We start from the raw sequence: 25710 nt of genomic DNA, 5'->3' as shown, positions 1-25710 counted from the left end.
CTACAAAAACAATATGTGTTGGAGAACATCATGACTGCAAAAAAAATGCGCGCTGCACGCCTGTACGAAGGCGGCAAACCCATGGTCATCGAGCAAGTTTCTGTACCCGAAATCCGCCCTACTGAGGTGCTGGTCAAGGTGAAGGCATGTGGGATCGTCCCAAACCTGCACAACATTCTGACAAATTGGGTTAAGTGGTTCCCTCAAAATCCGCTGCCAAAACTTCCTGCCATTTTCGGGCTCGACCCATCAGGTGTCGTCGAAGCAGTAGGTGCTCAGGTCTACGACTTCAAGGTGGGTGACCGGGTGTACGTTAACCCTGGCAGATACTGCGGTTCCTGCCGGGCATGCCGTGCGGGCAACACCATTGCGTGCACTGCCTATACCTTCAACGGCTACTTCGGTTTCACACCAAAAAGTCCCCGCATGTTCGAAGATTACCCTTACGGCGGCCTCTGCGAGTACATCCCTGCGCCCCAATACAGCTTGGTCAAGCTGCCTGACAATATCAGTTTTGAAACGGCTGCACGCTTGGGTTACATGGGCACCGCTTACAAGGCGCTTCTCAAGGCGAATGTTGGCCCTGGCAGTACCGTACTCATCAACGGGATTAGCGGGACGCTTGGTCTCGGTGCCGTCGTCCTGGCGCTTGCTTTAGGTGCTCGTAAAATTCTCGGCACTGCCCGCAATCAAGATTTGTTTCAGAAGGTGAAAGACCTCGCAGCTCCTGGGCGAATTGAAATTCACACGCTCGGTACTATTCCTACCAACGAATGGGCCCACGAGGTTACGCATGGCGAGGGAGTGGATGTGGTTATTGATGCCTTGGGCCCAGGCGCACCGCACGAAAGCCTGACCCAAGCTCTCAAATCTCTGCATCGTGGCGGACACTTAGTGAACATTGGCGCTATCGCTGGTGAAGTCCCTATCGACCTGCATTGGATCATGGACAACGACATCCAGATCAGTGGATCTGCCTGGTTCACCACTGGTCAAGGACAAGCTATGGCTGACATGGTTGAGTCTGGTGTGCTGGATCTTTCATTTTTTGAAAATACGGCCTTCAAGCTAGAAGACGTCAACAACGCGATTACCGGTATCGAAAACCGCCATGGCGGCTTCAGCAACTACGTCATTTGTCCTTGATGCACGCAGCGAGGGGAGCGGTTCGCCCTTCCCTCGCTGCCTCTTTGACTGCTCGTTGAGTAATCCAAATGAAAATAAGAAGAATCGTGACCGGTCACGACGAACAAGGGAACTCCGTGTTCGTTTCAGATGACTACGCCCCAAGAGCTCAATCTTTTGCCTCAATCCCTGGACATGCCATGGCGCAGTTGTGGGCGACCCCAGCAAATCCGGTACGCCTCGAACAGGAACGTGATCCCACGCTAGGCAACTCTTCACTGATTCCTCCTCAGGGCGGCACCAGCATCGCCATGTTCGATTTCCCACCGGACTCGGTGATGCAGAACCCCGTGGATGGTGTGCGGGCCTATGAAGAGTTGGGGGCGGCTTTGCCTGGCTTGATCGAAAGTTTTGAACCGGAAAACCCGGGTATGCACACCACCGCCACCATCGATTACGGAATCATTCTGGAGGGCGAGATGTGGCTGGAACTGGATAACGGTCAAAGCCGTCTCGTAAAGGCGGGAGACATCGTTATTCAAAATGGCACACGACACGCGTGGCGCAACAAAAGTGAGGGGATTGCCCGAGCACTGTTTGTGATGATCGGCGTGTCATCTCCAGAGAAACAGGTCGTGTAGTTTTTTGATTATCCATCTCTCTGAAGGATTTTTATGGCCACTGTCGCTTATCGTCTACTCGGTATTTCAGGCAGCCTGCGTTCACAATCAACCAATACAGCGGTACTCAAGACCCTCTCCAATCGGTTGGGCCATCAGGTAGAAATGAGTCTCTTCGCACTGAATGAGATCCCCCTTTACAACTCCGATCTCGAAGCGCAGATGCTGCCTGCATCGGTGGCGGTACTGAAAGATGCTATCGAACAAGCCGATGGCTTGATCATCTGCTCGCCTGAATACAACTACGGCACTTCAGGCGTGCTGAAAAATGCACTGGATTGGGCATCTCGCCCGGGCTTCAACTCACCGTTGAAAAATAAACCCGTGCTCATCATGACGTCTTCACCAGGCGTGCTTGGCGGGGTGCGCGCCCAGGCACAATTGAGAGAGACGCTATCAGCGACCCTTTCCAGAGTCATTCGCGGCCCTCAGATAGTCATTCCGGGCGTCAATGAAAAGATCCAGGACGGCAGATTCATTGATGAAAAAACGATTGAGTTCATGCTTGCCGCCGTTGATGACTTGATTAGTGAAATCAAAGCAGCCTCGTAGAAGGCTATCCGGGACGATACCAATACCTAAGTCTATTCACTCGTCGTGTTTAACAAAAAAGGCCCTCTCGGGCCTTTTGTACTCAAACCAAGATCATTTGGTCAGCCAGGACTCGACGGTCGCGGAGCCGTGTTCTGCTTTCCACTCTTTCAGAGTCTTGTGGTTGCCGCCTTTGGTCTCTACGACTTCGCCGGTGTGAGGGTTCTTGTAGATCTTCACTTGGCGTGGCTTGCGAGTGCCAGCTTTGGATTCGACTGCTGGAGCACGACGACCGGCCTGTGGATCAAGCAGCTTGATTACATCTTTTAGGCTGTAGCTGTACTCACCTAGCAGAGTACGCAGCTTGCTCTCAAATTCCATCTCTTTTTTTAGGCCAGAATCGCTTTTCATCGACTCAAGCTCTGCGAGTTGTGCGGCCAATTGTTGTTCGAGTTGACGGAATTCTGCAAGCTTCGACATATAGCACCTCTACGAGTGATCTAGATAAGCATGGGAAAGAGCTAAACCAACTGCATCTTCATCGCTCAAATGTTCAAACAGTATCTTATAAAACCCCAGTATCAGCTACTTATCGATACCGGGGTCGCTGCGATTTATTAGTTATCTCGAACCAAAAGGGCTGTTTTCTCGAGCCTCAACCGACTGGATGCTGTCAGCTTCTGAAGTCCCAGCTCTCTGGCCATGGTGTGCAGTAATGCCTCCCCTGCTTTGCCTTTGGCACAAAGCTCCCGAGCGAGTGATGCCAACTCATCGCAACAGATCTCATCAACCGGTCGGATACTCGCCTCATCTTCTGGACGCCGACAGACAACTGCAGATGCATCAGTTATATGGCTCGGCCAGTAGAACTCCCCGACATCATCAATCGTCATACGATGTGTGCTCTGCGCCATCGCCGACACTCTTTCTCGAATCTTCGAACCCGTACGCACCCAACCATGAGCCCTGGCAATTCGCCGAGCAAGAATTACATCGAGAATAGGCCCTTCTTCGCTAATCACATGCTCGATGAGTGCGCTTAAAACACCTGAGTAACTCGCCTCAAAAAACGCATCCGGATCCACCCCTTGGACACTGGAAGCAGGATCGGACTCTCTGTAGTAAACAACCTCCACCGGAGAGTAATGCGATTGGGAGCTGCTCGCAGGCTGAGGAGCCAAAGCGACTGTTGCGTACTGCTGGTTCTCAAGAGTACCTGCTTCGTCATTTGCACTCTCGATTGTCAGCGGCTCAGTAACGGAACCTATGACCTCATCGATGACCTCAATAACCTCAACCATTGCAGTTTCGGCCAGTAAGCGGGTGGCCTCCTCCCGGGCGTCATGCTCGGCGCGTTGAGCTCGACTCAACACGAGCAAAGCGGTCAGTCGTTCATGGATAAGATCAGCGGTGCCAACGGCGTTAATCCACCAGTCAGTTGACCATATACGCAGAATCTCCCAGCCAAGCCCACGCAATACATGCTCACGCAGCTTGTCTCTATCCCGCGCCGTAGCGCTGCGATGGTAGGTTGCCCCATCACATTCCACACCGGCCAGGTAACGGCCTGGCGCATCAGGATCGACCACTCCCAAGTCGATTCTGAATGCCGAAACACCGACTTGAGTATGCACCTGCCATCCTCGGCTTGTGAGCGCCGCGGCGACCGCTTCTTCGAATGGACTATCAAAGCCGCCGACACTGCCGGTGACTGCTTCAGCCAGCGCTCGAGGCCCTCGCTGTGCAAATTCGAGGAAGTGCTTCAGGTCACGCACACCAATCGATTGGGTTCGCGTTAGATCTATTTGTTCAGGTTGCAAACTAGCGAAAACGCACAGCTCGTGCCGAGCCCTAGTAATTGCTACGTTCAATCGACGCTCGCCGCCAGGGCGATTGATAGGGCCAAAATTCATGGCCAGAGTACCCGCTGCATCGCGGCCGTAAGTAATCGAGAAGTAGATGATATCTCGCTCATCCCCCTGAACACTCTCAAGATTCTTCACGAACAGAGGCTCAAGCTCGGTGTCGGCAAAGTAAGCCTCAAGTGATGGTTCGTTACGACGTGCTTCGTCTAACAGATCCTCAATAAGCTTCTGCTGCTCACCGTTAAACGTCACCACGCCAATGGTCAGTTTGCTTTCTCGGAATCCCGGGGAACGCAGACGAGCAACTACATCAGCGACGACTGCGCGCGCTTCGATCAGATTTGTTCTTGATCCACCTTTGGAATAGACACCCGCAATCTCGTGCAGTTTGACGGCACGGTCGTTCGTCACAGGTGATGGGAACGTAACGAGCTTGGACTCGTAATAGCGTTGGTTTGAGAACGCAATCAAGCTTTCATGGCGACTGCGGTAGTGCCAATTCAGATGACGAACTGGAAGGTTCGCGCTGATGCACTCATCCAGAATACTCTCAAGATCGGCTTCGACATCTTCATCATCCGCCGTTGATTCTGCGCGATCGAAGAATGACGTTGGAGGTAGCTGTTTGGGGTCACCGACCATCACAACTTGTTTACCACGCGCCATAGCCCCAACTGCATCCCACACGGGAATTTGCGAGGCTTCGTCGAAAATGACGAGATCAAATGCACTCGCGCCAGGTGTGAGGTATTGGGCGATGGAAAGCGGGCTCATCAGCATGCACGGCGTCAGTTTCGTCAACGCATCTGGAATCTTGGACATCAACTCGCGAAGCGGCAAATGACGAGTTTTCTTACCCATCTCGTACCTGAGTACACCCCACTCCGAGGAACGGGTTACGCTCTCCGGATTAGGAAGATCCGCACAAAGACGTGCCCGTAGCCAATCACGGGTCAATGCAGTGAAGCGATCATCCAGGGCTCTGAAATCCCGAATTCGCTGCTCATGTTCAACACTCACAAAACCACGAATGACAGGTTCGTTGTCTACGACAGCGTTCAGCCACCACCGAGCGTAGTTGGTTTCAAATGAATGGCGGACTTCGCCGGCTTTGACGAGGTTGCCCTCCATAGCCTGAACCAGACTCGAGAGCCCCGCGCCAACCGCCTCTTCACGCACCTTGCGCCATGCGCACCAGGCACGAACACCGGGCTCAGATCGAACCATGGACTCGCAATGCTGCAGTAGCGCATCCAGCGTAAACAGCTGGATGTCCGCTTGCCCTGATTCTGTAAAACGCCCCGCCGTCGCTAGAACATCCACCCGCTGATGGAGTAACTCAAAGCACTGACGCAATTCAGCACCTGATTGGCAAACTATGCCCTCGGGTTCAAGCAGTGCATTCGCGTCACCGAGCAGTACCTGTATTGCACTGCGATACGCAGATACAAGCTCAGGTGTCGTACCGAGCTGAGCAAGTGCGGACGCCAAATTTCCCTGGAACGCGACCGCGTCCGAGACCTTGTCTACCTTGGTTTTAAGACCCGCCCACAGCCCCGAGGTAATGGCACTCAGATCATCAAATTCTGACAGCGCTTTTTCAACGAGATGTCGTTGCTGGAGCACCGCCAAGTCTGCCTGCATGGTCTTGCCGCATCGGCCGACTGCTACTGGGTCGTGATCCCCCTCGAGCCCACCCTGCTCGACCACTGGACGACGCGAGGTTTGAAAAGCAATTGCAGCGAACAGCGGTTCCGCGTCGGTGTTAAGCCCAGACCATAATCCTTCTGTAAGGTCGCCCAAGTGCAGATAGGGAGCTAGCTCCAGGTCAAGCAGGACAATAGAACGCATATGGGCTAGGTCTGATTTCAACTGCTCACCGCAATGACCTTCAGCGATAACATCGAACCCGACATCAGTCCAAGGCTCCTCCGCTGTCACGCAGAGCGTTGCTTGGCGCAACTGAATGACAGCCTTAAGATTCCGCGTAACCGATAGTGAGCCGTCCCAGATTTGCGTGCAGTGTTCCCCCAACTCCATTGTGTCGAGCTTCTCGCGCAAGTCACGGATCTGAATCCAGACACGTAGGTCTTTCGCCACATCGGGTTCTGCACCACCGGAGACAGCTGTTGAGAGAGTCTTTGTGACTTTGCGCGTCCCCATCAGTGACTTGGGCCAAAACGACTGCTCTGCGCTTTGCCAATCTCCGAGTAATTCGCGTACATCAAGTGTTTCAATGATGTCGGTGTAAGTCGCGGAGAGCTCTTGTTTGAGTTCCGCGATACCGTCGAGCATTTCTATTGCTTGGCTCAGTGTCTCAAACGTCTGCACTGGCCAGGCTGGGCTGAGCTGCGAAAGCAAAGCCCTGCGTCTCTCCAAAAGGCTGAGACCTTTCTCTGCAGCATTAACCGTCGTGATAGGCCATACCGGTGAAAGTTGCTCGGAGAGCAAACGATGCTTCTCTACTAGCTCCCTGCCTTCAGACAGTCGTTGCGAGATCATGCGACCGTCTGGCCGCAACACGAATCGCCAATCATGGCCCACCGCAAGCGGCAGCGTTGACGACAGGAGTGAAAGACCGCTGCAAACAGAAGGCACAAGAGCGGCGATCGGCAAGCTCGTGGCGGCGCTGAATTTTTCCGCGGCCCGGATAGCGGCTTGCGCGGCAGGAAGCACCTCTCGCGCAGCTTGAATAAGTTGTTGCTGCCAGGAAGGCGACCACTCTCCCTGACCAACCAGAGCAAGTGGGTGATTTGACAACACTCCATATCCGATTGCCTGGGCGTTCACTTCCAGACGATCTGACAACTCCCACAGTGCTGCCATGTCCTCCCGCGTATGAACATGTGGCGATGACCACAACATATCCATCGGCGTAATAGATGCGCCGCCACAGACAACTCCAATCGCGTGGTAGATGCTGTACCCGTTCGTATAACGCTGGTGCAGTCGCTCTACGTAGGTGTTCAATCCGTCGCGTAACGCCTGAAGACGATCAGCTTCGGCATGCCATGTTGCGGAATCCACTACCCCCTTCGCATCCCAAGCTGACTGTAGCTGAGCCAGGACGTCAGTTTTGCGTGCCTTGCTGGAATGGACTTCCAGGCAAAACTCACCCAAGCCGACTTCACGCAAGCGCCGGTAAACGACATCCAGCGCCGCAATTTTTTCAGAAACGAAAAGCACCCGTCGGCCCTGCGCCACCGATTGCGCAATGAGGTTGGCGATGGTTTGGCTCTTCCCGGTACCGGGAGGGCCAATCAGTACAAAATCCTTTCCTTTCGACGCAGCCATCACAGCGGATAACTGCGAGGAGTCAGATGGCAACGGGCAGAACACTTCTCGTGGGTTGAAGTCGATATCCAGGCGTCGATCTTCTGGGAACGTAATGTCTGACGGGAAAGCGTCTCGCGGAGTATCCAAAAGATGCCGAACGACCGGGCTCTCGCGAAGCGCTTCGGCATTCTCAGATAGGTCTTTCCACATCAAATATTTCGCGAAAGAGAACATGGACAGAACAACATCTTCCACGACTTCCCAACCCGCGATGTCTTTGACGGCGCGACCCACCGCCTTCCAGATGGCACCGATATCCAGGCCCGCGTCATCTCGAGGAAGCTCCGTCTCAAGTTGCCCAAGATTCAGTTCAAAATCCTGGCGAAGCATCTCGATGAGCGTTGGGTTGAACCTAGGCTCGTCGTCATGCAGCACCATCGAAAAGCCGGAGCGCGCACTCTTGCGTTCGAGCGTCACAGGGATCAAGACAAGCGGTGCCCGGTACTTCTGCCCGCCTTTGTCCGCTCGCTCCCAACTGAGAAAACCCAAGGCAAGGTAAAGGGTGTTGGAGCCCCCTTCTTGCAATGCAGTTCGTGCCCCACGATAGAGTTCAATCAGCCTTGCTTCCATTTCAGTGCTGGAAAGGCCGACAAACACCTCATTGCGTTTCAATGCATCCAGGGCGTGAAGACGACGAACATCTTCCCGCTCACGTAATTCGTATAGCGCCTGGTCACGTGGATCTGCCCCATCCATTAGGTCGGGACGTGTCAGCAATTTCAGCTTCTTACCGCTGGCCAGGATATCTTCCAGCGCCGCTGGATCAGGTGACTCAAGCTTCAGCGACTTTTTCCCGGCTTTGAAATTGAGCAAGTTATTGCGAAGCGATAAGTCCAGTAGCTTGCGTTGCCACCGTCCCAGACGATCTTTTGGGTCGAGCAGACGCTCATCCACCTCGACCGTAACCGCCTCACCAGGAAGCGCCGGCGCAATACCGACTAATAGCTCCGACCCATCAGCAAGATCATTATCCGTCGGTAACTTTGAAACCTGCGTGTCGGCACTAGCCAAGGGCTTGATACGTTGCAAACGTGCTCTACGGACATCCAAAAGCAGGTGGAAGTTTTCGTCCTGCCCTTCTGCGATCAGTTGTTCGCCACGATCTGTAGCATACGTGAATGGCGGTACTGGATGCTGGGTCGCAAACGTCGTCTCGAACAGCATCAGCTCCTTGAGCTTTATGCGTTTGCGCACGGCTGTGATGTCGTCGATGACGGTCGTGGAAAACTCTTCAGGTTTAAGCCAAAAGCCCGCAAAAGCGTGTCCCTTGGTGAACACCAGGACGGGGTTTAGACCTGCCTGCTCAATTGCGGCGCAAAAGAACAATGCAAGATCGAAACACGTCGCCAGGCCATGTTCCGTAACATGGCTTGGGCTACGCACCTTCTGGCCGGTTTGCTCAAAGCTCGCCGGTGGTAGTGCATAATCCAGTTTCATACGTGCCACTGCAGCCCAGATGGCTGAAGTCAGCTCCCAGGCTCTTTTCGCTCCACCGGTGTATCCATCTAGGGCAGAGCTCTTTTCGCTTTGACGTAATACCTCAGCCGCCTGCTTGAGCAACCGCTCCACCGCAAGATCATTCGGTTGAACAAACGCTGCAGTCATATCAGGGAGATGAGAGAGTCCGCCCCAGTGATTGCGTGGCAACAGCTCCAATGCCAAATCCAGCCGAGCTATTTCCGCTCGACCAGATTCAGCAGACGGATCTGCCGCGGTCAACGTGAAAGTGAGTGTGGCGTTTTCTGCTTCGGTTAGTCGACCTAGCAAGGCACCATCCAAAGCAAGGTCATGACCTGGGATAGGCATGAACGCGTTTGGAGTCAGCGCGTCAATGCGCCAAGTTTTAGACTTAAAAACTTCGGGATAGGCCGTCAGCGTCAGCACTAGGTCGTTGTACTTGATCGCTGTCTCATTGATTACTCGCAGCTCCCGAATGACAGGAACAGCGTTTTGATAATCCGCGAGATTTAGCTTTGCAACGACTGTACTGTGAATGCTTACAACTTTGATTGGCTCTACTTCAGCGTCAACCGTGATCACTGGTGCCTCGTCCATGTGCTTCCCCTATCCTGCTAATGGAGGCGCACATGAACGCGGAGCGTGGATAGTGGGCTCAACGCGACAAGTAGACGCCAGAAATGGCCACTATCTTATAACGGGATCCAAAGGCGAGTCCGCTGTATTTGCCTGTGCAAAAGCGGTTCACCAATACCGTCTATCTGTTAGACGTTTGTGACGAACTGTCGAGCATCCAGCGCTTTAATAGGTTGAAAACCGGTTGTCTTTTTGAAGGACGAGTTGTGCACGAAATTTTTCATAGAATCGGAGGGGTCGATCGAGTCCATATTCAATGTTTCCAATGTGCGCCGGGAGATCGCGACACTCAAAATGGGTAGCTCTTCTATATGTCCCGTCGTCGAATTAAGGACGTCGTCGACCGCCGTCACAATCACGAGATCATCAGGCAGCATCGACAAAAGTTCGCGCCCTACTCTCAAAACGCAGCTGCACACATAGTCCTGCAAAAGCTCGTTATACCTCCCTGCCGGCATCTTCTTCGTTGAAAGCTTTCCACTCTGCAGCAAGGACTTGATTTCAGCAGGAATAACCCGAACGCCGTGAACGCTAAGGTTCGCTTCCACGAGCCCTGTGTCCCCTATCGAGAATTTGATCGATGTGCCGAGATGAGAAATGTCTGTAAAAGGATCGACAAGCTTGATCGCTTCAAGCTTCGCCTTACCTATACCGCTCAAAACACCCTGAGCGATAGTGTATTCCTGGTGCCAAGAGTCGTGCTCGACTCGCCAATTCGCGACAGCGGCTTCATGCTCTTTGCCATCGTGAAGCCGGCCCGTCTCGATGGCAGCAGCCAAGTTTTTACGCTGACGGGCTTCGAGCTTGAACAATCGTGCGAAAAAACCAGGTGCATAGGTTTGCTCGAGAGATTTCGCATGCGCTTCACGCGTACCCGCGAAAGCAGGTTTTACGGGCTCAGCCCTATCAACGAATGACTGCCAGTCAATCTCCTCCCCACATTCTTTATGCACAGAAAGCAGGACATCGATCTGATTTTCGTAGACCTCGACTTCGTAAGCAGCCTGCTCCAGCGCTTCCATCTTGGCGTATTCTTTCTGGCGGGACTGAAGCTCACGCTGCCTACGCTGGGCATTACGATCAGCTCTACGCGAAGCCGCCTGCATCGAACGCAACGTTCCTTTCCAACCCATTTTTCATTCCTTTGAAGTGTTGGCCGAGCAAAGTCGAACGACAGGCAGCCTTTGAGGATGATGGCATCTTAGCACCTAGGCCCGATTTAGAAAGGAGATGAACCCAGCAAATACGGAGCAAGTTTGACCTGAGTGACAGGTCAGAAAGTCGCGATTTTATTGGGAGTGGGGCTGGCTGCTCGGGATGTTGCCAGCTACACAAGCGATTGTGGCGCTAGTACAAAAGCGAGAGCAGAGAGTTCGGCTTAGAGCGCACCTCGACTCTCCCCAACCTCGGAAATCCCTCAACCTATCCCCTTCCGAAGTATCCATAACGCGCTGGGTTTAACGCCATTGGTGCACCCGGCCTAGGAAAAAATGGCGAGACGCCAGTACCCTTATACATTACTATTCCGCGCGCTTTTTTAGTGCCAGCTAGACAATGTCTGGGTGGCGAAAAACCAATATATAGACAAGAAAAATAATGAAACGGACTTCACCCGCTGCACTTCTGATTTGTTTATTGACCGTAGTGTTTACTGCCCAAGCGCAGGAGCAGCCAGCGACTCAAGAGTGCGTCGAAAAAAACTACCTCTTGGCAGCGGGAGCAGAAGTGGTGACACGGATTTGCGGCGAGCATCAAACCGTCACTGCCTATATCCCTGCGAACGTCTCCGCCCTGTCAGTCCAAGATATCCGGAAGAAAGGCACCGCCAAGGAAGCCTATTCTGCGATCGCGAACAAAAACACCATTTTGATAGCAAGCGGCGGCTTTTTTGGTTTCAGATCAGATGGTGCCGAGAAGCCAATTGGCTTGATCAGGTCGAATGGGAAACGCCTGGTTAAGCTCATGGAGTGGGATCACGGGGGGATTCTGGTCTCTGACCGCAAAGGCAATGTGAAGATCATTCCAGCCCAGAATCGTAATCAGGCAGGCGCATGGTCGGAAGCTGTTCAATCCAAACCGATCATCGTTTACAAAGGCGCAGTCGACATCCGCAAAAATCCGCGGGATGCTGAATTCAACAGAGTTGCCGTTGGTTACACGCTCGAGGGAGAAATGCTGGTTGTAGGCGTTTTCCACTCATTCAGCCAAGCATCCACGCTCTATGATTTTGCGCAAACATTCAAAGAAATCGCCGACAGTCGTAGGCTGAAAATTCACAGAGCCATCGCCCTAGATGGCGGTGCCGGTGCTCAGATACACATCCCATCGAAGGGCTTGCTGTTCGGTGACTCTGGAAGGTCGTACTTTCCGAACGCCATCAGAATCGACCGCTTGGCTGAGAAATAGCCATGTTCGGTATGAGTAAGCAGTTAACCAAAAAATTAACAATCTACGTAAGCGCGCTAGCATCTTGTGGGTCAGCCTTAGCTTGGTGCATAGCCCATGCTGAGTCGATTAAGAATGCGGTTAGCATGTTTCAAAGCCCAGATGCTGAGGTGAGAATTGACGCCGACTCGAAATCCTTGAATGTCGGAGACACGCAGGATTTAGTAATCAAAATCTATCCCACTGCACAACACAAGCTACCCCCTGGGACGGTCACCGTCACATCGTCCTCGAGCAGCTTGAAGGTGATCCCGACCGCAAATGCAGTGGTGGGTGAAATCAGCGGTTCGGGTCTCCTAAAAGAATTCAAAGTACGCGCTGTCAGCTTCACCGACGCTCCGATACAGGTCTCTGCGAGTTACCGTACCGGCGATCTGGAACGAAACTCGACTCCAATCACCTTCAGCATCACGCCCAAACTGCCCACGCTGAAACCACACTTTGAACGGACGGATACGAAGCGAGTCATTCTCGCGGGTGAGTGGGAGATGGTACTCGGTGCAAATTCAGGCGTACTAAAGCTCGTCCAGTCGGAATCCAAGCTCACCGGTTCATTTGATTTCCCTCAATACAAATGGAAAAGCGGAAAGATCTCAGGCAGCAAGGACGGGAACACATTCCGTATGGATTTTTTGATTCCCTCCAAATCTGCGGTGGAACGTCTCTGGGTCGTAGGTGATTACGTCATCGAGAAAGAGTCTGGCAGCATTCAGATGCGCGGATGCGCCTACTATCTGCGAAATGCGCCAGACCAAAGAAAAGAAACTGGCGCCCAAGGGCTTGATTGCTCCCCGGCAGTAAAATTCTCGACCTGGAAAACGCTTCGGGCAGAAAAATTCATGGCCACGGCGAGCTTTGATTTTGGGAGCGATTACTAAACCTCCGTCCAAAGTTCTGACGGAGCGTGCGAACGGCTCAAGCGGGTGGAGTAACCCGCTTGAACCGTTCGCAGTCACCCTGGTGCAAATCTGAATAATTCATCCTAACGAACAGTCTTCGCCGTTCGACTTACCATTCACTCAGAGCCGTAGCGGTCTTGGGTTCATATTCTGTTAATGGTTCATCCTCTGGTTCGTACACAACGCCGCGGATTGCGTGATATACAAGACTGCCAGGCACATACTCGATACAAGGTGCGTCAGATTGCTTAGCACCCCTAATACTCCGCCCTCCTTTGAACCCCCAGCTTACCGATTCTGCAGCGCACGCCACGTGCGAGAACAACACAATATTTGTTCCCGATTTTTGCTGCACCGATTTGAAGATCACACCATCGATCCTTGGATTACAGTGAGTCGCCAGATACTCGGCAATGACTTGCGTCGTAAGATAATTGCTCTCCAGGCCGGGGAGAACGGGGAGCGTGATTTCCCCGTGTAGGTATCTGAGGAATTCTCTTCGACCCGCTTTCGCGAAGTATTTAGGATCGAAAAAACTCGGTTCAGGGCCCAAATCGGCGCTCTCGAGCCGAGCAAAGTCTAGCACCCTAACCTCCCTGATTAACTTGAACTCGCCACTCACGACTGTGCCTCCCACAGGGGGACGCAGCTCCGCTATACAGGTCAGTCGTTCCAAAGCTCCATAAAATGCAGGGACGCCAGCGGGATTCATCCTCCCCTCACCTGCTCTGTCCTTTGGAGGCGCTGCAAGATTACGTGCAGGATTGGTCAGAATCTGATCGAAACTTTCGGAGGTCATGCACGTGCGTGCACGGTAAATCTGGGGAGCATTTTTAGGGGTCAGTGTTCGCACCACAGCCTCTTCGCTCGACGAGACGGGGTAGTTGTCCAAACCTTTGAAAAGCCAGTCTAAGAAACCCTTCGCGCTTTCGTTGAAGAAGCGACTCCCGTGCTTCATTCCTTCCTGAAATTCCCCCCACTGATGACCGATATCATCGGGACTGAACGGTAATCTGGAATAGTTAACGTCATCGCTGTATGAGGTTAGCTTTCTGCAAACTGCTTTTACGATTGGTACAACATTGTCGCAATCAAAGATTTCGCTGACCCATATGTCGATGGCCTCACCTTTCTGAAACTGCTCAGAGCCGTGGCCACTAAAGCGAAAATCGACTTCGCCTTCGCAAATGTACTGCCCAAGGATCGCCTCGACACGGGTAACTATCTTGGAGAGCGGTAGGCACTTACGCTTCGAACCACACAAGCTGCAGCATGTGGAAACGCCGTTGCGCTGGATCTGCCCACCTAGGAACCGATCCAGAACACATTTGTAACAAACATCGGAATCAGCCATGGAGGCTCTATCGTCCTTTCGCGGGGTAGTGGCAAAGTAGAAATATTTGCAGGCGGACATGATCTCCGATGAGCCTCAATACACCAAACTCGATTTATTCTTCGCAGCCGGTCTGATGCCGTTACTGCAGAACTGCAAACCTAGCGGGACACACTCATGAGCTCCATCAAGGAATATGCGTTCGAGGTTGAACAGGAAAGATGCCTGGCGTGGATCAAACGGCAATACGGTGTCGAAGTCGACCCTGATGAGGATCCCGAAACCTGGGAATTATTGAGCGCGGAATACTCCGCGATGCACGATGCAGAGATGGAGGAAGCTGAGTACCGTTGGTTGGAGCGACATTCGCACAATGAGTTTTTCAACGACTTTTCTAGAGAACTCGCCACCGCCTCTGACCTCTTAGAGCTTGGCCAAGACGATCAGAAATCCCAGACCGTTTACAAGCTCGTTTATGCGCACGCAGTGACATTGCTAGAGGCGCTGATCAGCTCGGTTGTCCGCACGCTCGTCGTGAATTATGAAAGCGTCATGATGAACGTAGCGACCGGGTACGAGGAGCTGAGCAAGAAGAAGTTCACGCTCAAGGAGGTCGCAATGCAACCCAAGGGAGTTGAAAGCATCGTCTTGAAAACGCTCACAGAACTGTCGTTTCACAACCCATCTACCATCAAGACGGTGCTGGACGCGATGTTTGGCAAACACATGCTAGGCCTGAAGCTGGATGAAATCAGCTCAATCTGCATCAAGCGCCACGACATCGTGCACCGCAATGGTAGAACCGTCGACGATGAGCCCATACATTTTGACTGCGCCGAAGTACTGCAGGCCATCATGACCATTCGCGAATTCGCAGCAGATCTTAAGCGCAGAATCTACAACGCGGTTCAACAGCTGGAGCAGGAGGCTTCTCCCTTCTAGCAAATGTGGGGGCACGCGCATTGCTTAGCTGCGCCACCTTCGCAGGCAAAGTGACCTCAACTAACCAACGCCCCCGTCTCAATAACAATATGGAGTTCAATGCATGGAATTGCTTTTACTGCCCAAACGTTCTGGCATCGAGCTTCAAGACGTCTATCGTCGAGCTCTTCGCGAATCGACTCATCTGTACATCGTCAGCGCTTATCTGACTCATTGGGACATCGAGGAAGAGCTGGGCAGCCAGTGCGAGTCATTCAAGTTCATAGTCGGCAAAGATTTCGGGATCACCCGAAAAGCAGCTTGCGAGGACGTACTCGAGTGGCTTCCCCCTGACAGGCACGATGATTTTCTCGCCGCAGAAGCGATAGACGGGTTTCACCCGAAAGCCGTTTTTTGGAAGGAACTGAATGGCAAATGCTACGCGCTTGTCGGCTCTTCAAATCTTTCTAAAGCTGCGTTCTCTACCAATTACGAAGCTAATGGCTATTCACTGATTTCTGACAAGACTTTCAATGCGGCCGAACAGTGGATCGAAACCCTCACAGACAAGTGTGTAACCCTCGACGAGAATTGGATTCGTCGCTACCGAGAGGCCATCCAACCTAAGAAGCCGAAATCGCCAGATACATCAGAAGCGGAAGGCGAAGATGATGGAGCTGTCTTTGAGCTGGTACTACCCGACCCTCATACGCTCAAGCGATACGCTGCCGTTCTCGCCAGACGACGACAACAGATGCGCCTGTTCAAAAGCGTCAGGCCCGACCTCGAAACTTTATTCCGGACGACTGCGAGAGCCCGCGCATGGAATCCGTCTCGCAGCCTAGACTTTTACGCCAACCTAAACGAGCTATGGTCACTCCATACCGGAAGCCGGTTCCAAGGTCTTGGTTGGGAAAGACAAGGGCGAGGTAGTAATTTTCAAGAACTGGCGAGAAGCCTGGTGCGAATATTGGACGCGCAGGTAGTATCCCGAGATCGTGTCGTGAAGGTAGAAATTGATCGCCTACGCCACAATGGCGTGAACACCAGAGGCGCCCTCCTCTCAGAAATGCTCTGTCAATTCTTCCCGACGCAGTACCACGTGCTCGATAAACCAGTCAAAGACTGGCTACGACATTCAGACCTAGACAGAGTAGGAGGCGCGACCGAGGGCGAGAACTACATTCGTTCCGCACGCCTATTTCGCATAGCGCTAAACCGCGCGAAAGATTATCCGGCGAAAAACATTGGCGAGCTCGATGCCCTCATATGGCTGCAAAGCAATCCCGACGCAGAATTTTGAATTTATGCGTTGGGCGCGAGTTTTTTCCAATGTTTCACGCCCACGTATGCCAACAACCAACCTAATGGTGACTGATCAGCACGTTGTTAACGTCGAGGCCCGGATACATCGCCGATACCCGACGAGCCCACGATCTGTGTTTTTGGAAGCGTGGCCCTAACTGCGGTGGCTGAGGCGAGGCACAACATGAGATGACCTACGCGATAAGCGAATCGATCAAAAGAATACAGGCTGTTTTTTTTGACTGAAGGGATTATTTCGAATGGTGGGCAGCATGGATAGTTACTGCCCCCCTACGACGATGGCTCATGCATTCACGACCCTAAGGCTGAGGGTGTAGCCATTGACTTTCGCGAGATCTGATACCCTGCGCGCCCGAATTGCAGCCGGCTGATAGACATGGAATTTCTCGTATTTTTCGCAGTTAGTTTTGTAGTTTTCCAGGTGTTTGGATTTTTAACCTACAAGTACGAAGTCTCATGGCTTTCCACTGACTACGTTTGGCTTGGCTTAGCCGCCACCACTATCTTTTTTTACGCCCAAAAAGCTGAGCAAGACTACGCTAGGCAACAGTTGCCAAACTACGTTTCACACCTCAGCCAGATGCGCCAAATGGCTGAATCGACGGTACAACAGAAGATCAACACGCTCGACATAATGCATCAGTATGGCCCCGCCGACGGCCTGACCGGGAGCAATGAGTATCGCCCTGAGATAATGAACCTGACCCATCGCATTCAGGGATTTACCGGTAATCTACAAGAACCAGATTGGCCGGATCGAATGGAGGATTTTTTTGATTGTACGAAATTTTCTGCAGGTCTGATTCACGATGCAACGAAGCTCGTTGCAACAGATCTGTGCGATTCATTCGCACTCGTGCGCGCATCTAGAGATAAAAAGAACGACCTAGCCAAAGAAGCTGAGGACGGACTCCTATCCGCTGTGGAAATCCACATTTACCCTTTGTTCTTCGCTCTAGGGCTAGCTATTCGACTTGGCCGTACTACTGCAGATTTCCGTCGAAAGTGGCCAGAAAAAAAGGCCTGTCCTGCAACAGCAGAACTTGGTGGTAACGAGCCTGAGCCTGACGCCTTACCTTAGCTGGCAAACCCACACAGCGGGCGTTTTAAAAAAAGCTCACTACTATTTGTGCCCCACCATAAGCGCGCCGCCAACGAGTGGCGCCATCGATGCGCTCTTGCTCATGACCAGTAAGTAGCATCAAATATCGATCAGTAATTCAGGGTCAAATCCTGTGCTTTCCCCTGGATAACCACGTGGATTTGACACCACACGGCACCCATATTTGATGAAGCTTGCCGCAACGTGGGTGTGCCCATATACCCAAAGGTCAGCCTTTCCCAGGAGATCCGACCAATCGTTCGCATAGGCAGCTGCCAAATGACCGGCATGATCATCAGAGAGGTAATCTGGCACTGGTGCGTGATGCGTTATCACAACCGTTTTGCCGTCAAAGGACGCCTCTAACTCCCGAGCTAACCAGGAGTAGGCCACCTTAGATTTGGCTATTAAATCAGTTGGGCGCAGACGTCGATAATTAGCATCCGCTCTTATCACACGAAAATCGTTCATCCATTCTGCGGCAGTACGTGTTGCGGCTTGGAGATCTCCAGTCGATGTGTAGTCCGTCCAACCTGTGGTAACCAGGAAACGAACCTGATCTAAAATCAGAGCCTGATTTTCCAACACATGCACATGAGGCAATGCCGCCTCTTTCATTTTGCGTAACGTGTGATCGATGTGACCACCGTAGTACTCGTGAATCCCGCACACATAGATCACAGGGCATTGGAAAACTTCGTTCGCCCATTTCACGCCACGCGCTTTCAGGTCGATGTCGCCGGCGAGGATGATGACATCAGCATCGCTTGGGGCAGGATCGAATCGAGCGAATTCATTGTGCAGATCTGAATAGATTTGAAGCTTCATTGGATTACCCGCCCTGAGCAGTGCTCAGCACATTCTTAAAAAGGTGTATGAGCGGTCAGCTGTTTCATCGGATCTATGTCTTGCATCCGATCACATCATTTGCTGTCGTGAAAGGTTGACCAATGGATGTGCTCGAAGCATCGTAAGCTCAGCCAACGACCCTCTTCTAGAATCCCGATTTGCCCACAAACTTCGCAGATCAAAAAAAGACTGTACTTCTGCAGCGGCAACCGCCTCACGGAACGACCGGAACTACAGGCAAGCTCGCGAACCTCGTTGACGTACCTGACCTAGGAAGACTTTCGATTCCCAACCTGCAACCTGCAACCTGCAACCTGCAACCTGCAATCGCCTCTTCGCGCCAGCGCCTAGCCTTATGCCTTCAATGCTTAGTAGGCTCGGCAGCTCCCCAATCTGGTGGGTTTTCGACGATATCGATCGACATCCTCAATTCAATTTGCATGTGCGCAAAAACTGTATCGAGGTTCGGATGAACTCCCGAATCGCGCAAGGCATTCACCAACTGCAGTAGCTCCCGCCCCTGCGCGACCGGCATTTGAACATCGCAGTACACCGTGTCGTCATCAAAGGACATCGCCAATCCTCCGCATATTTTCTAATCTATGTTGGGGTACAAAGCTGAAGCCAGATCCTTGTAGAGCAATGCAAGGATCCGTGCGTCCAATAGGGCGTGATGTGGCAGGTCAGGAAGCTCCACATCTTGCAGAGCGTTGGTGCTCACCTTGCTGAACAGCGTGATGAGATTGGTCGGCCGGTTAATGACATGTGCTGGCCAACTGTTGTGTACGTATGCGAGGTCACAGAAAAAATCCCAGTCCCAGTCCGGGGCGTCCGTGCATATTTCGAGCGTCTCATCGAAACGCGCAAGGAAACCGCTTAAAGCTGCTTGAGCTTCCGCCAAGGTTTGACCATGCAGCGATGGGTTGAGCTGTGGGAGTACGTGCTCGATCACAAACTCGCTGCAGTCAGCCACGTCGTAGGTATCCAGGAGTTCGACGTAGAACTCTTGACCTGACTCAGCCACCAGCGCAAAAGAGACGAGCCTGGCGTCTTTGTTGAGCTGAGAAAACTCGCAGTCCAGAAAGAGCTTCAACCTTGACGCTCATTCATCAGAATCGACCTTCTGTCTCACATCGAACCCATTGAACTCACCGAGGTGAATATTTCGGCACGGCGTTAATTCTATGTACCGGTGTGCGATTAGGTAATCAGGAAAATCAGACAGCAGGGAATATTCGTCCGTCGCCTCAGAGGTCTGACTTTTGTATACCTCAATCGCCTCTAGAAGGTCGAAATCTCGGAGGGCTTTGAACGGGCCGCAGCGATGGTATGACGCAAAGATGCCGTACGATAAGCTGAGAGGCTCCCCTTTTCGAATGAGTAATTCCACCTTCTATCCTCGCAAATTTCGCGGATCATCCGATAGACACCCCTAGCGGCCAGCAGCCTTTTTGAGCGTCGTTCGTAGTGAGAGCTCGTCTAATGAAAACTACATTTAGTTCGCAGTAGAAAGGTTCTAAAACTAGCCCTGCCGTTATCACGCTTGAAAGAGGCAACAACGTATCGGGAATTCTGAGTGGTCAGCACCCAAAATCGTCCTTCTTTTTGCACTTGGCGGATATCGCTGGTGCGCAAAAAGTGACCATCTGCATAGCGTCCGTGAGGCCCTTGATCCACATGACCAAAAACGATACCCACCGCTGAATTTGCGTATACGAAAACGTCGCTCAGGATGGCAGTGATGGGTTCACCATACAGATGCTTGCTTGCGCGTAGGATTCTGCGCAGATGAAAATCCGATAGACGCTTGGAATGTAACTCAACCTCTGTACTGTCACTCACTGACCGTCTCCCATGCCATTGATAGAGCTCACGAGGAGCGAGCTCAGTTACTGAATTTGCCGCTGTTTTTCAGTAGATTTTCCGGACGTTGGTTAACGACTTAGGGTCGAAAGAGCGAACGTGAGTGTCAGCGTAAATCTCGCCGTCTTCGGCCTCGAGTAAGCAGACCACGGCGCCATTTCCGTCATAGCCAATGGAGACCGCATTCAGTGTTTCCAGTCGCCAACTCTTACAACCGGTCATCCAGGGAGGAAGGAAGCCTTGAATTTCAGTAATGACATAGTCTTCATTCTGCGACTCAAGAACCTCAAGCAGCCGTGTCTCGTCATTCAACATCTCAATTATGTTTATGAAGCGACCGTCGAGCCTCTCTTTCACACATACGTGGTACCAGTGAATATTTAGAGCTCGCGAAATGCCATGCCAGTGCGCGAGACCCTCCCCGAACATTCCCGGTATGCCTTCAATGTCTTCGATGTTGGTTCGGAACATTTTTGTCTCAATCTGAAATCGTTGCCTAGGCACCGCGTCATCTAAAAGAAAGAAAAGATTGCCTCGAGGCTTGCTGATTTTTCGTGACCGGGCCCCTTCAACACATAAGTCGTGTTCCAGGTTTCAAAAAGGAAGCCGTCCTGAAATGAAATCGCCATGGTGGAGCGTACCCAGTCGCCGACGTCAAATCGCCGCTCGCTGTCAAAGCGGACATTGTGAGCAAACAACACCAGCGGTAGCTTTCCGGCTGCGTGAATTTTTCGTAGCTCGTCTTCGGTGACTTCGGCTCGAAAAATCGTCCAGTCCTCCACTAAGCAATACGGTTTGCGGGGATAGAGGGCCTGCACCAGCCCCATCAGAATCTCATCTGAATCCACGACACCTTGGCGAGGTACGCCAGGATCGCCATCGAGTAGCTCCTCAGCACCTTCGTTTTTATGCGTGCTCAATCTCAAACCTCCGTCAATAAATCTGCTGTCTTCGTTGAGTGATGACCACTAGAGAGGGCTCTGGAACCGGAGTACCGATCACGGGTTAGGTGGTCTTGATGCTCCTTGAGACAGCTCTGGTGATGCCCTCGCTACCTTCAAACCACTGATTGTGGCTCACTGGGACATCGCCCAAACGGATAATACACTATATTGACGTTTATCCGTAAACCTCAGTTATGGCTATATCCTGACTTTTGAGAAAGTCATGGAACTGAGAACCGCATTTGCAGGTGTGCTTCGGGCGCTCCGCCTCGTCCGGCGCGCCAGGTACGCTGACGTCTCGGATGCGACTCATCGACGTAAAGTCAGTGCCCTCGAGAACGCGCAGACCAGCATCACCGTCGAGCAATTTGACGAGTTGGCGCAATCCCTTGGCCTAGATCCGATCGCGATGCTTACCCTCTGCATTGCCCACCGCCAGGGTGAGCAACCGCTGACTGTAATTGGCCGTGCGTTGACCGACGTGGCTGCCTTTGAGGCTGAGGGTGGAATGAAGGTGCTCAGCGATCAGTTTGATCCTGACGGCAACCTCATTAAGCGAGGACGCGGCAAGCCACTGAACGTAGATAATGAGAGAGCGGTTCTTGCGCTGAAAGCAGAAGGAGCGACGCAGCAGCAGGTAGCGGCGCAGTTGGGGCTGGCGTTGACGTCGGTGAGGGAGTATTGGAAAAGACCTAGATCTTAGTGGTGCATAGCGAGCTTGGAGCCGAAGGGAAAGCGGGTCGTCCTATGGGGGTTAAAAACTGTGGCGGTTCAGCCCACTCTGTATCTCTCCAGCTTTTTTGATCAACAAAATCTCTACGGTTGCAGCGGAGTGCTTGCGTGCCACCGATCCATAAGACTCCGCACGCTGAAGCTCGCGTAATGATCACACGTTTACCGCTTCAATGAGCACGCCGCTGATATTCACTGTAAGGTTTAGCTTTACGATTGTTTAGCAGGAACTCCTCCACCGTAAGCGCCTACTGTTGCCTGCTCAAGCTGACTGATTCGCGGCGAACAACTTGAAACTGATACCACCCGATTCAACTAAACAGTTAAATCGAGAAATTACAATTTCAATTAGCCGAGTGAGCAACAGGGGACTGACGCATCTATAATCATCAAGTTCACTGATAAAATAATTAGGCCAATCGTAGAATAAATCTTCCAATAGAATTCCAGCCTTATGCCAGTCATACATCGTAGATTTTGTATATTTAAGATTAGTCAAAGATAGCGTAGTGCAATCTGTGTTCAATTTTCTCACTGCCAAGCTCAGATCACCAAAAGCACTGCGAAACATATAACTTCCGCCTCCAGAGTGCGTATGATTTTCACGAAACGCAAGCATGGCAAGATTCAGCAAGTCAGTACGAGCCAATCCGTAGCTGAATGAATGAGATAAGATCAGTCCGGACTGGCAATCCATGGCGAAGCAGATCGGTGTGATCGCATAGTGATCGGAATTAAATACCCGGACTCGCAAACTAGGAGTCCAGTAAAGGGGAAGAATATATTTAAACATCAAAATACTCCCAACTAACTAGCATTGACACCCCTAAAAACGATGTACTATACAAGTTCAGCAGAGTTCGAACTCGAGGCTTATATTCAACTCGTCGCCAGAAATTTCGCGCCGAAGTTACCAAATAGAAGTCATCCCTCTGCTTCGCATTTTTTGCTTGCTCTTCATCAATCCAACCTAACAAGAGTCCTATCAGATAAAATGATCGAGCTCGCGCCATTCCAGTGACACGATACGGAAGCTGATAAAACATTGGAAATCCATTCTCTCCCTCAAATTTTTTGTTGGCCTGGACATTAAATTTCATGACCGACGAGTAGTTGCCCCAGCTTGCGGTCATAAGCGTTATGCGCAAAAGAGTCATCACGAAGCTTAGTGCTTTTTCATGTGTGATAGCATCTTTAATTTCGCTCAATATCGAGTCGATACGATTCATGACCATTCGACCCAGAGCCTGAACTTCAGCATCTTTTTTTAGCCTTTCAGCCACGCACTCTAACTCATAGAGCCTATCGCTATCATATTCGAAAATACTCATGGCAAAATCAATTGAGGAATGCAAGAAATTATCAGCACTGTAAAGAACGCATCCATGCTTCTGGCAAAAAGGCTTTAGGATCAATCGCCAACTTTTAAGGTAAACTGGAAAATCCACATCGGCGATCGATTCTTCCATGCATTGTAGGCAATAATCTGAGCGCAACCATATCGGGATTATCTGGGTGCTAGCCGGCGAGAAGACACTTTTGATCCATTCAAGAGATAGATCATAGGTGTTCGCAAATTCAAGGATCTCTGGGTGTTCAAAGCTGAAATCCAGATCTTTGCCTCGTCCATGAAGAAAGTTTGCGTAAGAATTCGCGAAAGGAGAAAATTGTTTTTCATGGTTATTCATTATTCTTAAAGCTCGGATTTCGGGCTCTGGGAACGTAATGCGGACACGATACATCCATGACGATAAAGCTTCGTCAGGATAGGGTTTAGGAAGCGAGAATTGATTGAACTTAGGAATCATACTCATCGAGACCGTTGAAATCACCTAGTGAGCCCAGAGCACCTTGCTGTCGCAGGAATTGCTCGACAAAATGCAGTCGAAGTGCTTTGTTTGCGACTTGAAGATCCAAGCCGTTGCGAGGCTCGATGGATTCAAGATTGACTGTCACCACATCCAGTGAGTACATTTCATTCAGCCCATCCAGTGAGTACATTTCATTCAGCCCATCCCATAGACGGCTGGCGAGATCATAATATTCTTCTATCGAAATCCGTTGCCTTATACTGTGGCTCCACCAGTTCGGTTGCGCGTACTTAAAAAAACGATTTACGAGTTGTTCGTTTCGCGTTGAAAGCACCACTGTAAAAGCTGGCATTTTTTCTGACAGAGTCCTGATTGTACTAAACACATGATCAAGCTCGTTCTCGTTAGCAATATAGATATCAAGGTCGTCGATCAGCAGCACCTTGCACTTAGTAAGCGAGAGCACTCTAAGCAAATGCGCTGGAATAAGATTTCTTTGGTAGTCTCCGCGGCGTACATTGAACGCATCACAGAGATGATTTACGAAATCCCAGTAACCGATGTAAATATCCCCCTTGAGCATACGAGTGGTTGTTGGGTGCTGCGTCTCTAGCTTCCTCAGCAATGTAGTAATGCCACAACCTGCGCTACCTTGCAGTAGTATCACCTCGCCTTTAGGTGATAGGAGCGATTCCTCTAGGCGCTGCATGAGATTCAAATGCTCATCGGTAAAATAATGAAGGGCAATATCGCCCTCCAGTATTTCTCGAGCCACCTGGATAGCTTGAGATGGGTTCATCTATGCGCGCTCCCTGTCCATCCTCACTTGTTCCAAGCCTTGCAGGCTTAAACCCAGTTCTTGTGCCATAATTTCTTCCACTTTCGTGATATGGTTCAACGTGATACGTTCTGAACCATCAGCAATTGCGGCCCATGCTGAAGCTTGCAGAATCTTTACGATGTTATCGGTAATACCCAACGACTTTTCGATGATCGCCAAACACAGATTCTGATCACGAAAATCCGTTGGTTTTTTTAGCGGCAGCCGATGGATATAGCTGAAAACAAAGTTCCGGAAATCTTGCCCATTTTCCCAAGACTCCAAGTTATGAACCGCATAGCGCCTCGCCAACTGCGGATCCTCCCTCAAAAAACGAGCCGCATCCGGGACACCAAAGGCAAACACTGACAAGCCATAGGTTGTGCCGGAAAGATTTTTCAGCAGGGAAAGATTGATCTTGCGTTGGAAAGGAGAAAGCGTAAGAGCATCGTGCACTTCGTCAATTACAATTGCTTTAATATTCTCGGATTTAATAATGTATTGAAGCTCTGGGCTTATTCGCCTGCTCTGCCTAGCCCTGCGGCTCGTATCTAATCCCATCTCCCCGAGAATCAGCTCTTTCAGGCCGAGATTGTCTGCGTTCTGGTGCATCGTAACAAATACGATGCGGTTTAAGGACGTCGCATTCCTACGTTGAAGCTCCTCTACCGTGGATGTTTTTCCTGCCCCACCTTGCCCCAAACACAACAAGCAGGGTGCAACGACTTTCCGTGGCATAGACATTATCATGTCCATCTTCTTGAACAGGCGCTCCGCAGACGGATGTGGAAGGAAAAAATCTTTAAGGCAAGCTCGTGCTCGTTCCTGATTACTCAATTCGAAAAGATGGTGGCAGCTACTGTCCACGTGAGAAAAATCCATCATTGTCCCCAAGATTATTTAGAATAATTTTCATATTGCCTTTTATTAACGCACAAAGGCCTCAGCTCACAAACTTACGAGCCGAATCTCTAAGTCCATATGCGAGCTTTAACCTTCAGCGACTTCCGAAACAAATGCTCAAGTGATAACCA

General features: G+C 51.3%; 22 protein-coding genes. 9 read left to right on the top strand and 13 right to left on the bottom strand.

The genetic code is table 11. The annotated features are described in order from the left end of the window. Positions 1-30: 30 nt before the first annotated feature. The 3 genes from KGB03_RS30860 (at position 31) to KGB03_RS30850 (ending at position 2357) form a co-directional block, all read left to right on the top strand. A complete protein-coding gene (locus tag KGB03_RS30860) occupies positions 31-1146 on the top strand; it encodes an alcohol dehydrogenase catalytic domain-containing protein (RefSeq protein WP_218534759.1) in 1116 nt (371 codons plus the stop codon). 179 nt (positions 1147-1325) lie between these two features. Beyond that, positions 1326-1766, top strand: a complete 441-nt coding sequence (locus KGB03_RS30855; RefSeq protein WP_223530927.1) for a cupin domain-containing protein — start codon at positions 1326-1328, stop codon at positions 1764-1766. A gap of 33 nt (positions 1767-1799) precedes the next feature. Then, positions 1800-2357, top strand: coding sequence for an NADPH-dependent FMN reductase (locus KGB03_RS30850; protein WP_218534754.1), 558 nt, complete (start codon positions 1800-1802; stop codon positions 2355-2357). 93 nt (positions 2358-2450) lie between these two features. Here KGB03_RS30850 and KGB03_RS30845 read toward each other — a convergent pair whose 3' ends face one another. From KGB03_RS30845 to KGB03_RS30835, 3 genes are all read right to left on the bottom strand, one after another. Beyond that, complete coding sequence (locus KGB03_RS30845; RefSeq protein WP_218534752.1) at positions 2451-2816, bottom strand: histone-like nucleoid-structuring protein, MvaT/MvaU family; 366 nt, start codon at positions 2814-2816, stop codon at positions 2451-2453. 137 nt (positions 2817-2953) lie between these two features. Then, positions 2954-9592, bottom strand: coding sequence for a DUF3320 domain-containing protein (locus KGB03_RS30840; RefSeq protein ID WP_223530924.1), 6639 nt, complete (start codon positions 9590-9592; stop codon positions 2954-2956). Positions 9593-9759: 167 nt separating this feature from the next. Next, positions 9760-10764: a hypothetical protein gene (locus KGB03_RS30835; RefSeq protein WP_218534746.1), complete on the bottom strand. Its 1005-nt coding sequence runs from the start codon at positions 10762-10764 to the stop codon at positions 9760-9762. 463 nt (positions 10765-11227) lie between these two features. On the opposite strand from KGB03_RS30835, the gene KGB03_RS30830 reads away from it, so the two are divergent. Both KGB03_RS30830 and KGB03_RS30825 read left to right on the top strand, forming a co-directional pair. Further along, entirely contained in the window at positions 11228-12037 is an 810-nt protein-coding gene (locus KGB03_RS30830) for a phosphodiester glycosidase family protein (RefSeq protein WP_218534744.1), read from the top strand. Positions 12038-12162: 125 nt separating this feature from the next. Further along, the gene (locus KGB03_RS30825; RefSeq protein ID WP_218534739.1) at positions 12163-12954 is read left to right on the top strand and encodes a hypothetical protein; all 792 of its coding nucleotides are present in this window, start codon (positions 12163-12165) and stop codon (positions 12952-12954) included. A gap of 130 nt (positions 12955-13084) precedes the next feature. On the opposite strand, the gene KGB03_RS30820 is transcribed toward KGB03_RS30825, so the two are convergent. Beyond that, a complete protein-coding gene (locus KGB03_RS30820) occupies positions 13085-14329 on the bottom strand; it encodes an RES family NAD+ phosphorylase (protein WP_223530921.1) in 1245 nt (414 codons plus the stop codon). A gap of 156 nt (positions 14330-14485) precedes the next feature. Between KGB03_RS30820 and KGB03_RS30815 the strand changes: the two genes are divergently transcribed. The 3 genes from KGB03_RS30815 to KGB03_RS30805 all read left to right on the top strand — a co-directional run bounded on the left by KGB03_RS30815 (position 14486) and on the right by KGB03_RS30805 (position 17636). Beyond that, positions 14486-15250, top strand: coding sequence for a HEPN domain-containing protein (locus KGB03_RS30815; RefSeq protein WP_218534737.1), 765 nt, complete (start codon positions 14486-14488; stop codon positions 15248-15250). A gap of 103 nt (positions 15251-15353) precedes the next feature. Further along, positions 15354-16532: a phospholipase D family protein gene (locus KGB03_RS30810; RefSeq protein ID WP_218534736.1), complete on the top strand. Its 1179-nt coding sequence runs from the start codon at positions 15354-15356 to the stop codon at positions 16530-16532. Positions 16533-16931: 399 nt separating this feature from the next. Further along, positions 16932-17636: a hypothetical protein gene (locus KGB03_RS30805; RefSeq protein ID WP_218534735.1), complete on the top strand. Its 705-nt coding sequence runs from the start codon at positions 16932-16934 to the stop codon at positions 17634-17636. Between the two features lie 120 nt (positions 17637-17756). On the opposite strand, the gene KGB03_RS30800 is transcribed toward KGB03_RS30805, so the two are convergent. From KGB03_RS30800 to KGB03_RS30775, 5 genes are all read right to left on the bottom strand, one after another. Next, a complete protein-coding gene (locus KGB03_RS30800; protein ID WP_223530919.1) occupies positions 17757-18485 on the bottom strand; it encodes a metallophosphoesterase family protein in 729 nt (242 codons plus the stop codon). Positions 18486-18867: 382 nt separating this feature from the next. Continuing rightward, positions 18868-19080 carry a hypothetical protein gene (locus tag KGB03_RS30795; RefSeq protein WP_218534733.1) on the bottom strand — a complete coding sequence of 71 codons (213 nt, stop codon included), beginning with the start codon at positions 19078-19080 and terminating at the stop codon, positions 18868-18870. A gap of 21 nt (positions 19081-19101) precedes the next feature. Then, complete coding sequence (locus KGB03_RS30790; protein ID WP_218534732.1) at positions 19102-19599, bottom strand: 3'-5' exoribonuclease; 498 nt, start codon at positions 19597-19599, stop codon at positions 19102-19104. An 818-nt stretch (positions 19600-20417) separates the two neighbouring features. Continuing rightward, entirely contained in the window at positions 20418-20840 is a 423-nt protein-coding gene (locus KGB03_RS30780; protein ID WP_218534731.1) for a hypothetical protein, read from the bottom strand. A gap of 41 nt (positions 20841-20881) precedes the next feature. Continuing rightward, positions 20882-21289 (bottom strand): DUF6957 family protein, encoded by a 408-nt coding sequence (locus tag KGB03_RS30775; RefSeq protein WP_223530915.1) that lies wholly within the window; start codon positions 21287-21289, stop codon positions 20882-20884. A 247-nt stretch (positions 21290-21536) separates the two neighbouring features. Here KGB03_RS30775 and KGB03_RS30770 point away from each other — a divergent pair, with 247 nt between their 5' ends. Then, entirely contained in the window at positions 21537-22016 is a 480-nt protein-coding gene (locus tag KGB03_RS30770) for an XRE family transcriptional regulator (RefSeq protein WP_223530913.1), read from the top strand. 291 nt (positions 22017-22307) lie between these two features. Here the strand turns inward: KGB03_RS30770 and KGB03_RS30765 are convergent, their stop codons facing one another. The 4 genes from KGB03_RS30765 to KGB03_RS30750 are packed head-to-tail and all read right to left on the bottom strand — an operon-like array spanning position 22308 to position 25558. Further along, positions 22308-22838, bottom strand: a complete 531-nt coding sequence (locus KGB03_RS30765; protein WP_223530911.1) for a hypothetical protein — start codon at positions 22836-22838, stop codon at positions 22308-22310. Further along, positions 22831-23853, bottom strand: coding sequence for a TniQ family protein (locus tag KGB03_RS30760; RefSeq protein WP_223530909.1), 1023 nt, complete (start codon positions 23851-23853; stop codon positions 22831-22833). The genes KGB03_RS30765 and KGB03_RS30760 overlap by 8 nt, the downstream gene beginning before the upstream one ends. Beyond that, positions 23843-24655, bottom strand: coding sequence for an ATP-binding protein (locus tag KGB03_RS30755; RefSeq protein WP_223530906.1), 813 nt, complete (start codon positions 24653-24655; stop codon positions 23843-23845). Before KGB03_RS30755 ends, KGB03_RS30760 begins: the two co-directional genes overlap by 11 nt. Further along, positions 24656-25558 (bottom strand): TniB family NTP-binding protein, encoded by a 903-nt coding sequence (locus KGB03_RS30750; RefSeq protein WP_223530903.1) that lies wholly within the window; start codon positions 25556-25558, stop codon positions 24656-24658. It abuts the gene before it with no gap. Positions 25559-25710: the final 152 nt, after the last annotated feature.

Origin of the sequence: Pseudomonas sp. BF-B-26 (assembly GCF_019956495.1) — a bacterium.
Taxonomy (GTDB): Bacteria; Pseudomonadota; Gammaproteobacteria; order Pseudomonadales; family Pseudomonadaceae; genus Aquipseudomonas.
Note: the sequence above shows the minus strand (reverse complement) of the source record. Positions and strands in the feature narration are given on the sequence as shown.

Bases quoted from the DNA above. Each gene is read 5' to 3' on its own strand.
- KGB03_RS30860 (WP_218534759.1), top strand. From the start codon at position 31: ATGACTGCAAAAAAAATGCGCGCTGCACGCCTGTACGAAGGCGGCAAA.
- KGB03_RS30855 (WP_223530927.1), top strand. From the start codon at position 1,326: ATGGCGCAGTTGTGGGCGACCCCAGCAAATCCGGTACGCCTCGAACAG.
- KGB03_RS30850 (WP_218534754.1), top strand. From the start codon at position 1,800: ATGGCCACTGTCGCTTATCGTCTACTCGGTATTTCAGGCAGCCTGCGT.
- KGB03_RS30845 (WP_218534752.1), bottom strand. From the start codon at position 2,816: ATGTCGAAGCTTGCAGAATTCCGTCAACTCGAACAACAATTGGCCGCA.
- KGB03_RS30840 (WP_223530924.1), bottom strand. From the start codon at position 9,592: ATGGACGAGGCACCAGTGATCACGGTTGACGCTGAAGTAGAGCCAATC.
- KGB03_RS30835 (WP_218534746.1), bottom strand. From the start codon at position 10,764: ATGGGTTGGAAAGGAACGTTGCGTTCGATGCAGGCGGCTTCGCGTAGA.
- KGB03_RS30830 (WP_218534744.1), top strand. From the start codon at position 11,228: ATGAAACGGACTTCACCCGCTGCACTTCTGATTTGTTTATTGACCGTA.
- KGB03_RS30825 (WP_218534739.1), top strand. From the start codon at position 12,163: ATGTTTCAAAGCCCAGATGCTGAGGTGAGAATTGACGCCGACTCGAAA.
- KGB03_RS30820 (WP_223530921.1), bottom strand. From the start codon at position 14,329: ATGGCTGATTCCGATGTTTGTTACAAATGTGTTCTGGATCGGTTCCTA.
- KGB03_RS30815 (WP_218534737.1), top strand. From the start codon at position 14,486: ATGAGCTCCATCAAGGAATATGCGTTCGAGGTTGAACAGGAAAGATGC.
- KGB03_RS30810 (WP_218534736.1), top strand. From the start codon at position 15,354: ATGGAATTGCTTTTACTGCCCAAACGTTCTGGCATCGAGCTTCAAGAC.
- KGB03_RS30805 (WP_218534735.1), top strand. From the start codon at position 16,932: ATGGAATTTCTCGTATTTTTCGCAGTTAGTTTTGTAGTTTTCCAGGTG.
- KGB03_RS30800 (WP_223530919.1), bottom strand. From the start codon at position 18,485: ATGAAGCTTCAAATCTATTCAGATCTGCACAATGAATTCGCTCGATTC.
- KGB03_RS30795 (WP_218534733.1), bottom strand. From the start codon at position 19,080: ATGTCCTTTGATGACGACACGGTGTACTGCGATGTTCAAATGCCGGTC.
- KGB03_RS30780 (WP_218534731.1), bottom strand. From the start codon at position 20,840: ATGTTCCGAACCAACATCGAAGACATTGAAGGCATACCGGGAATGTTC.
- KGB03_RS30770 (WP_223530913.1), top strand. From the start codon at position 21,537: ATGGAACTGAGAACCGCATTTGCAGGTGTGCTTCGGGCGCTCCGCCTC.
- KGB03_RS30765 (WP_223530911.1), bottom strand. From the start codon at position 22,838: ATGTTTAAATATATTCTTCCCCTTTACTGGACTCCTAGTTTGCGAGTC.
- KGB03_RS30760 (WP_223530909.1), bottom strand. From the start codon at position 23,853: ATGATTCCTAAGTTCAATCAATTCTCGCTTCCTAAACCCTATCCTGAC.
- KGB03_RS30755 (WP_223530906.1), bottom strand. From the start codon at position 24,655: ATGAACCCATCTCAAGCTATCCAGGTGGCTCGAGAAATACTGGAGGGC.
- KGB03_RS30750 (WP_223530903.1), bottom strand. From the start codon at position 25,558: ATGGATTTTTCTCACGTGGACAGTAGCTGCCACCATCTTTTCGAATTG.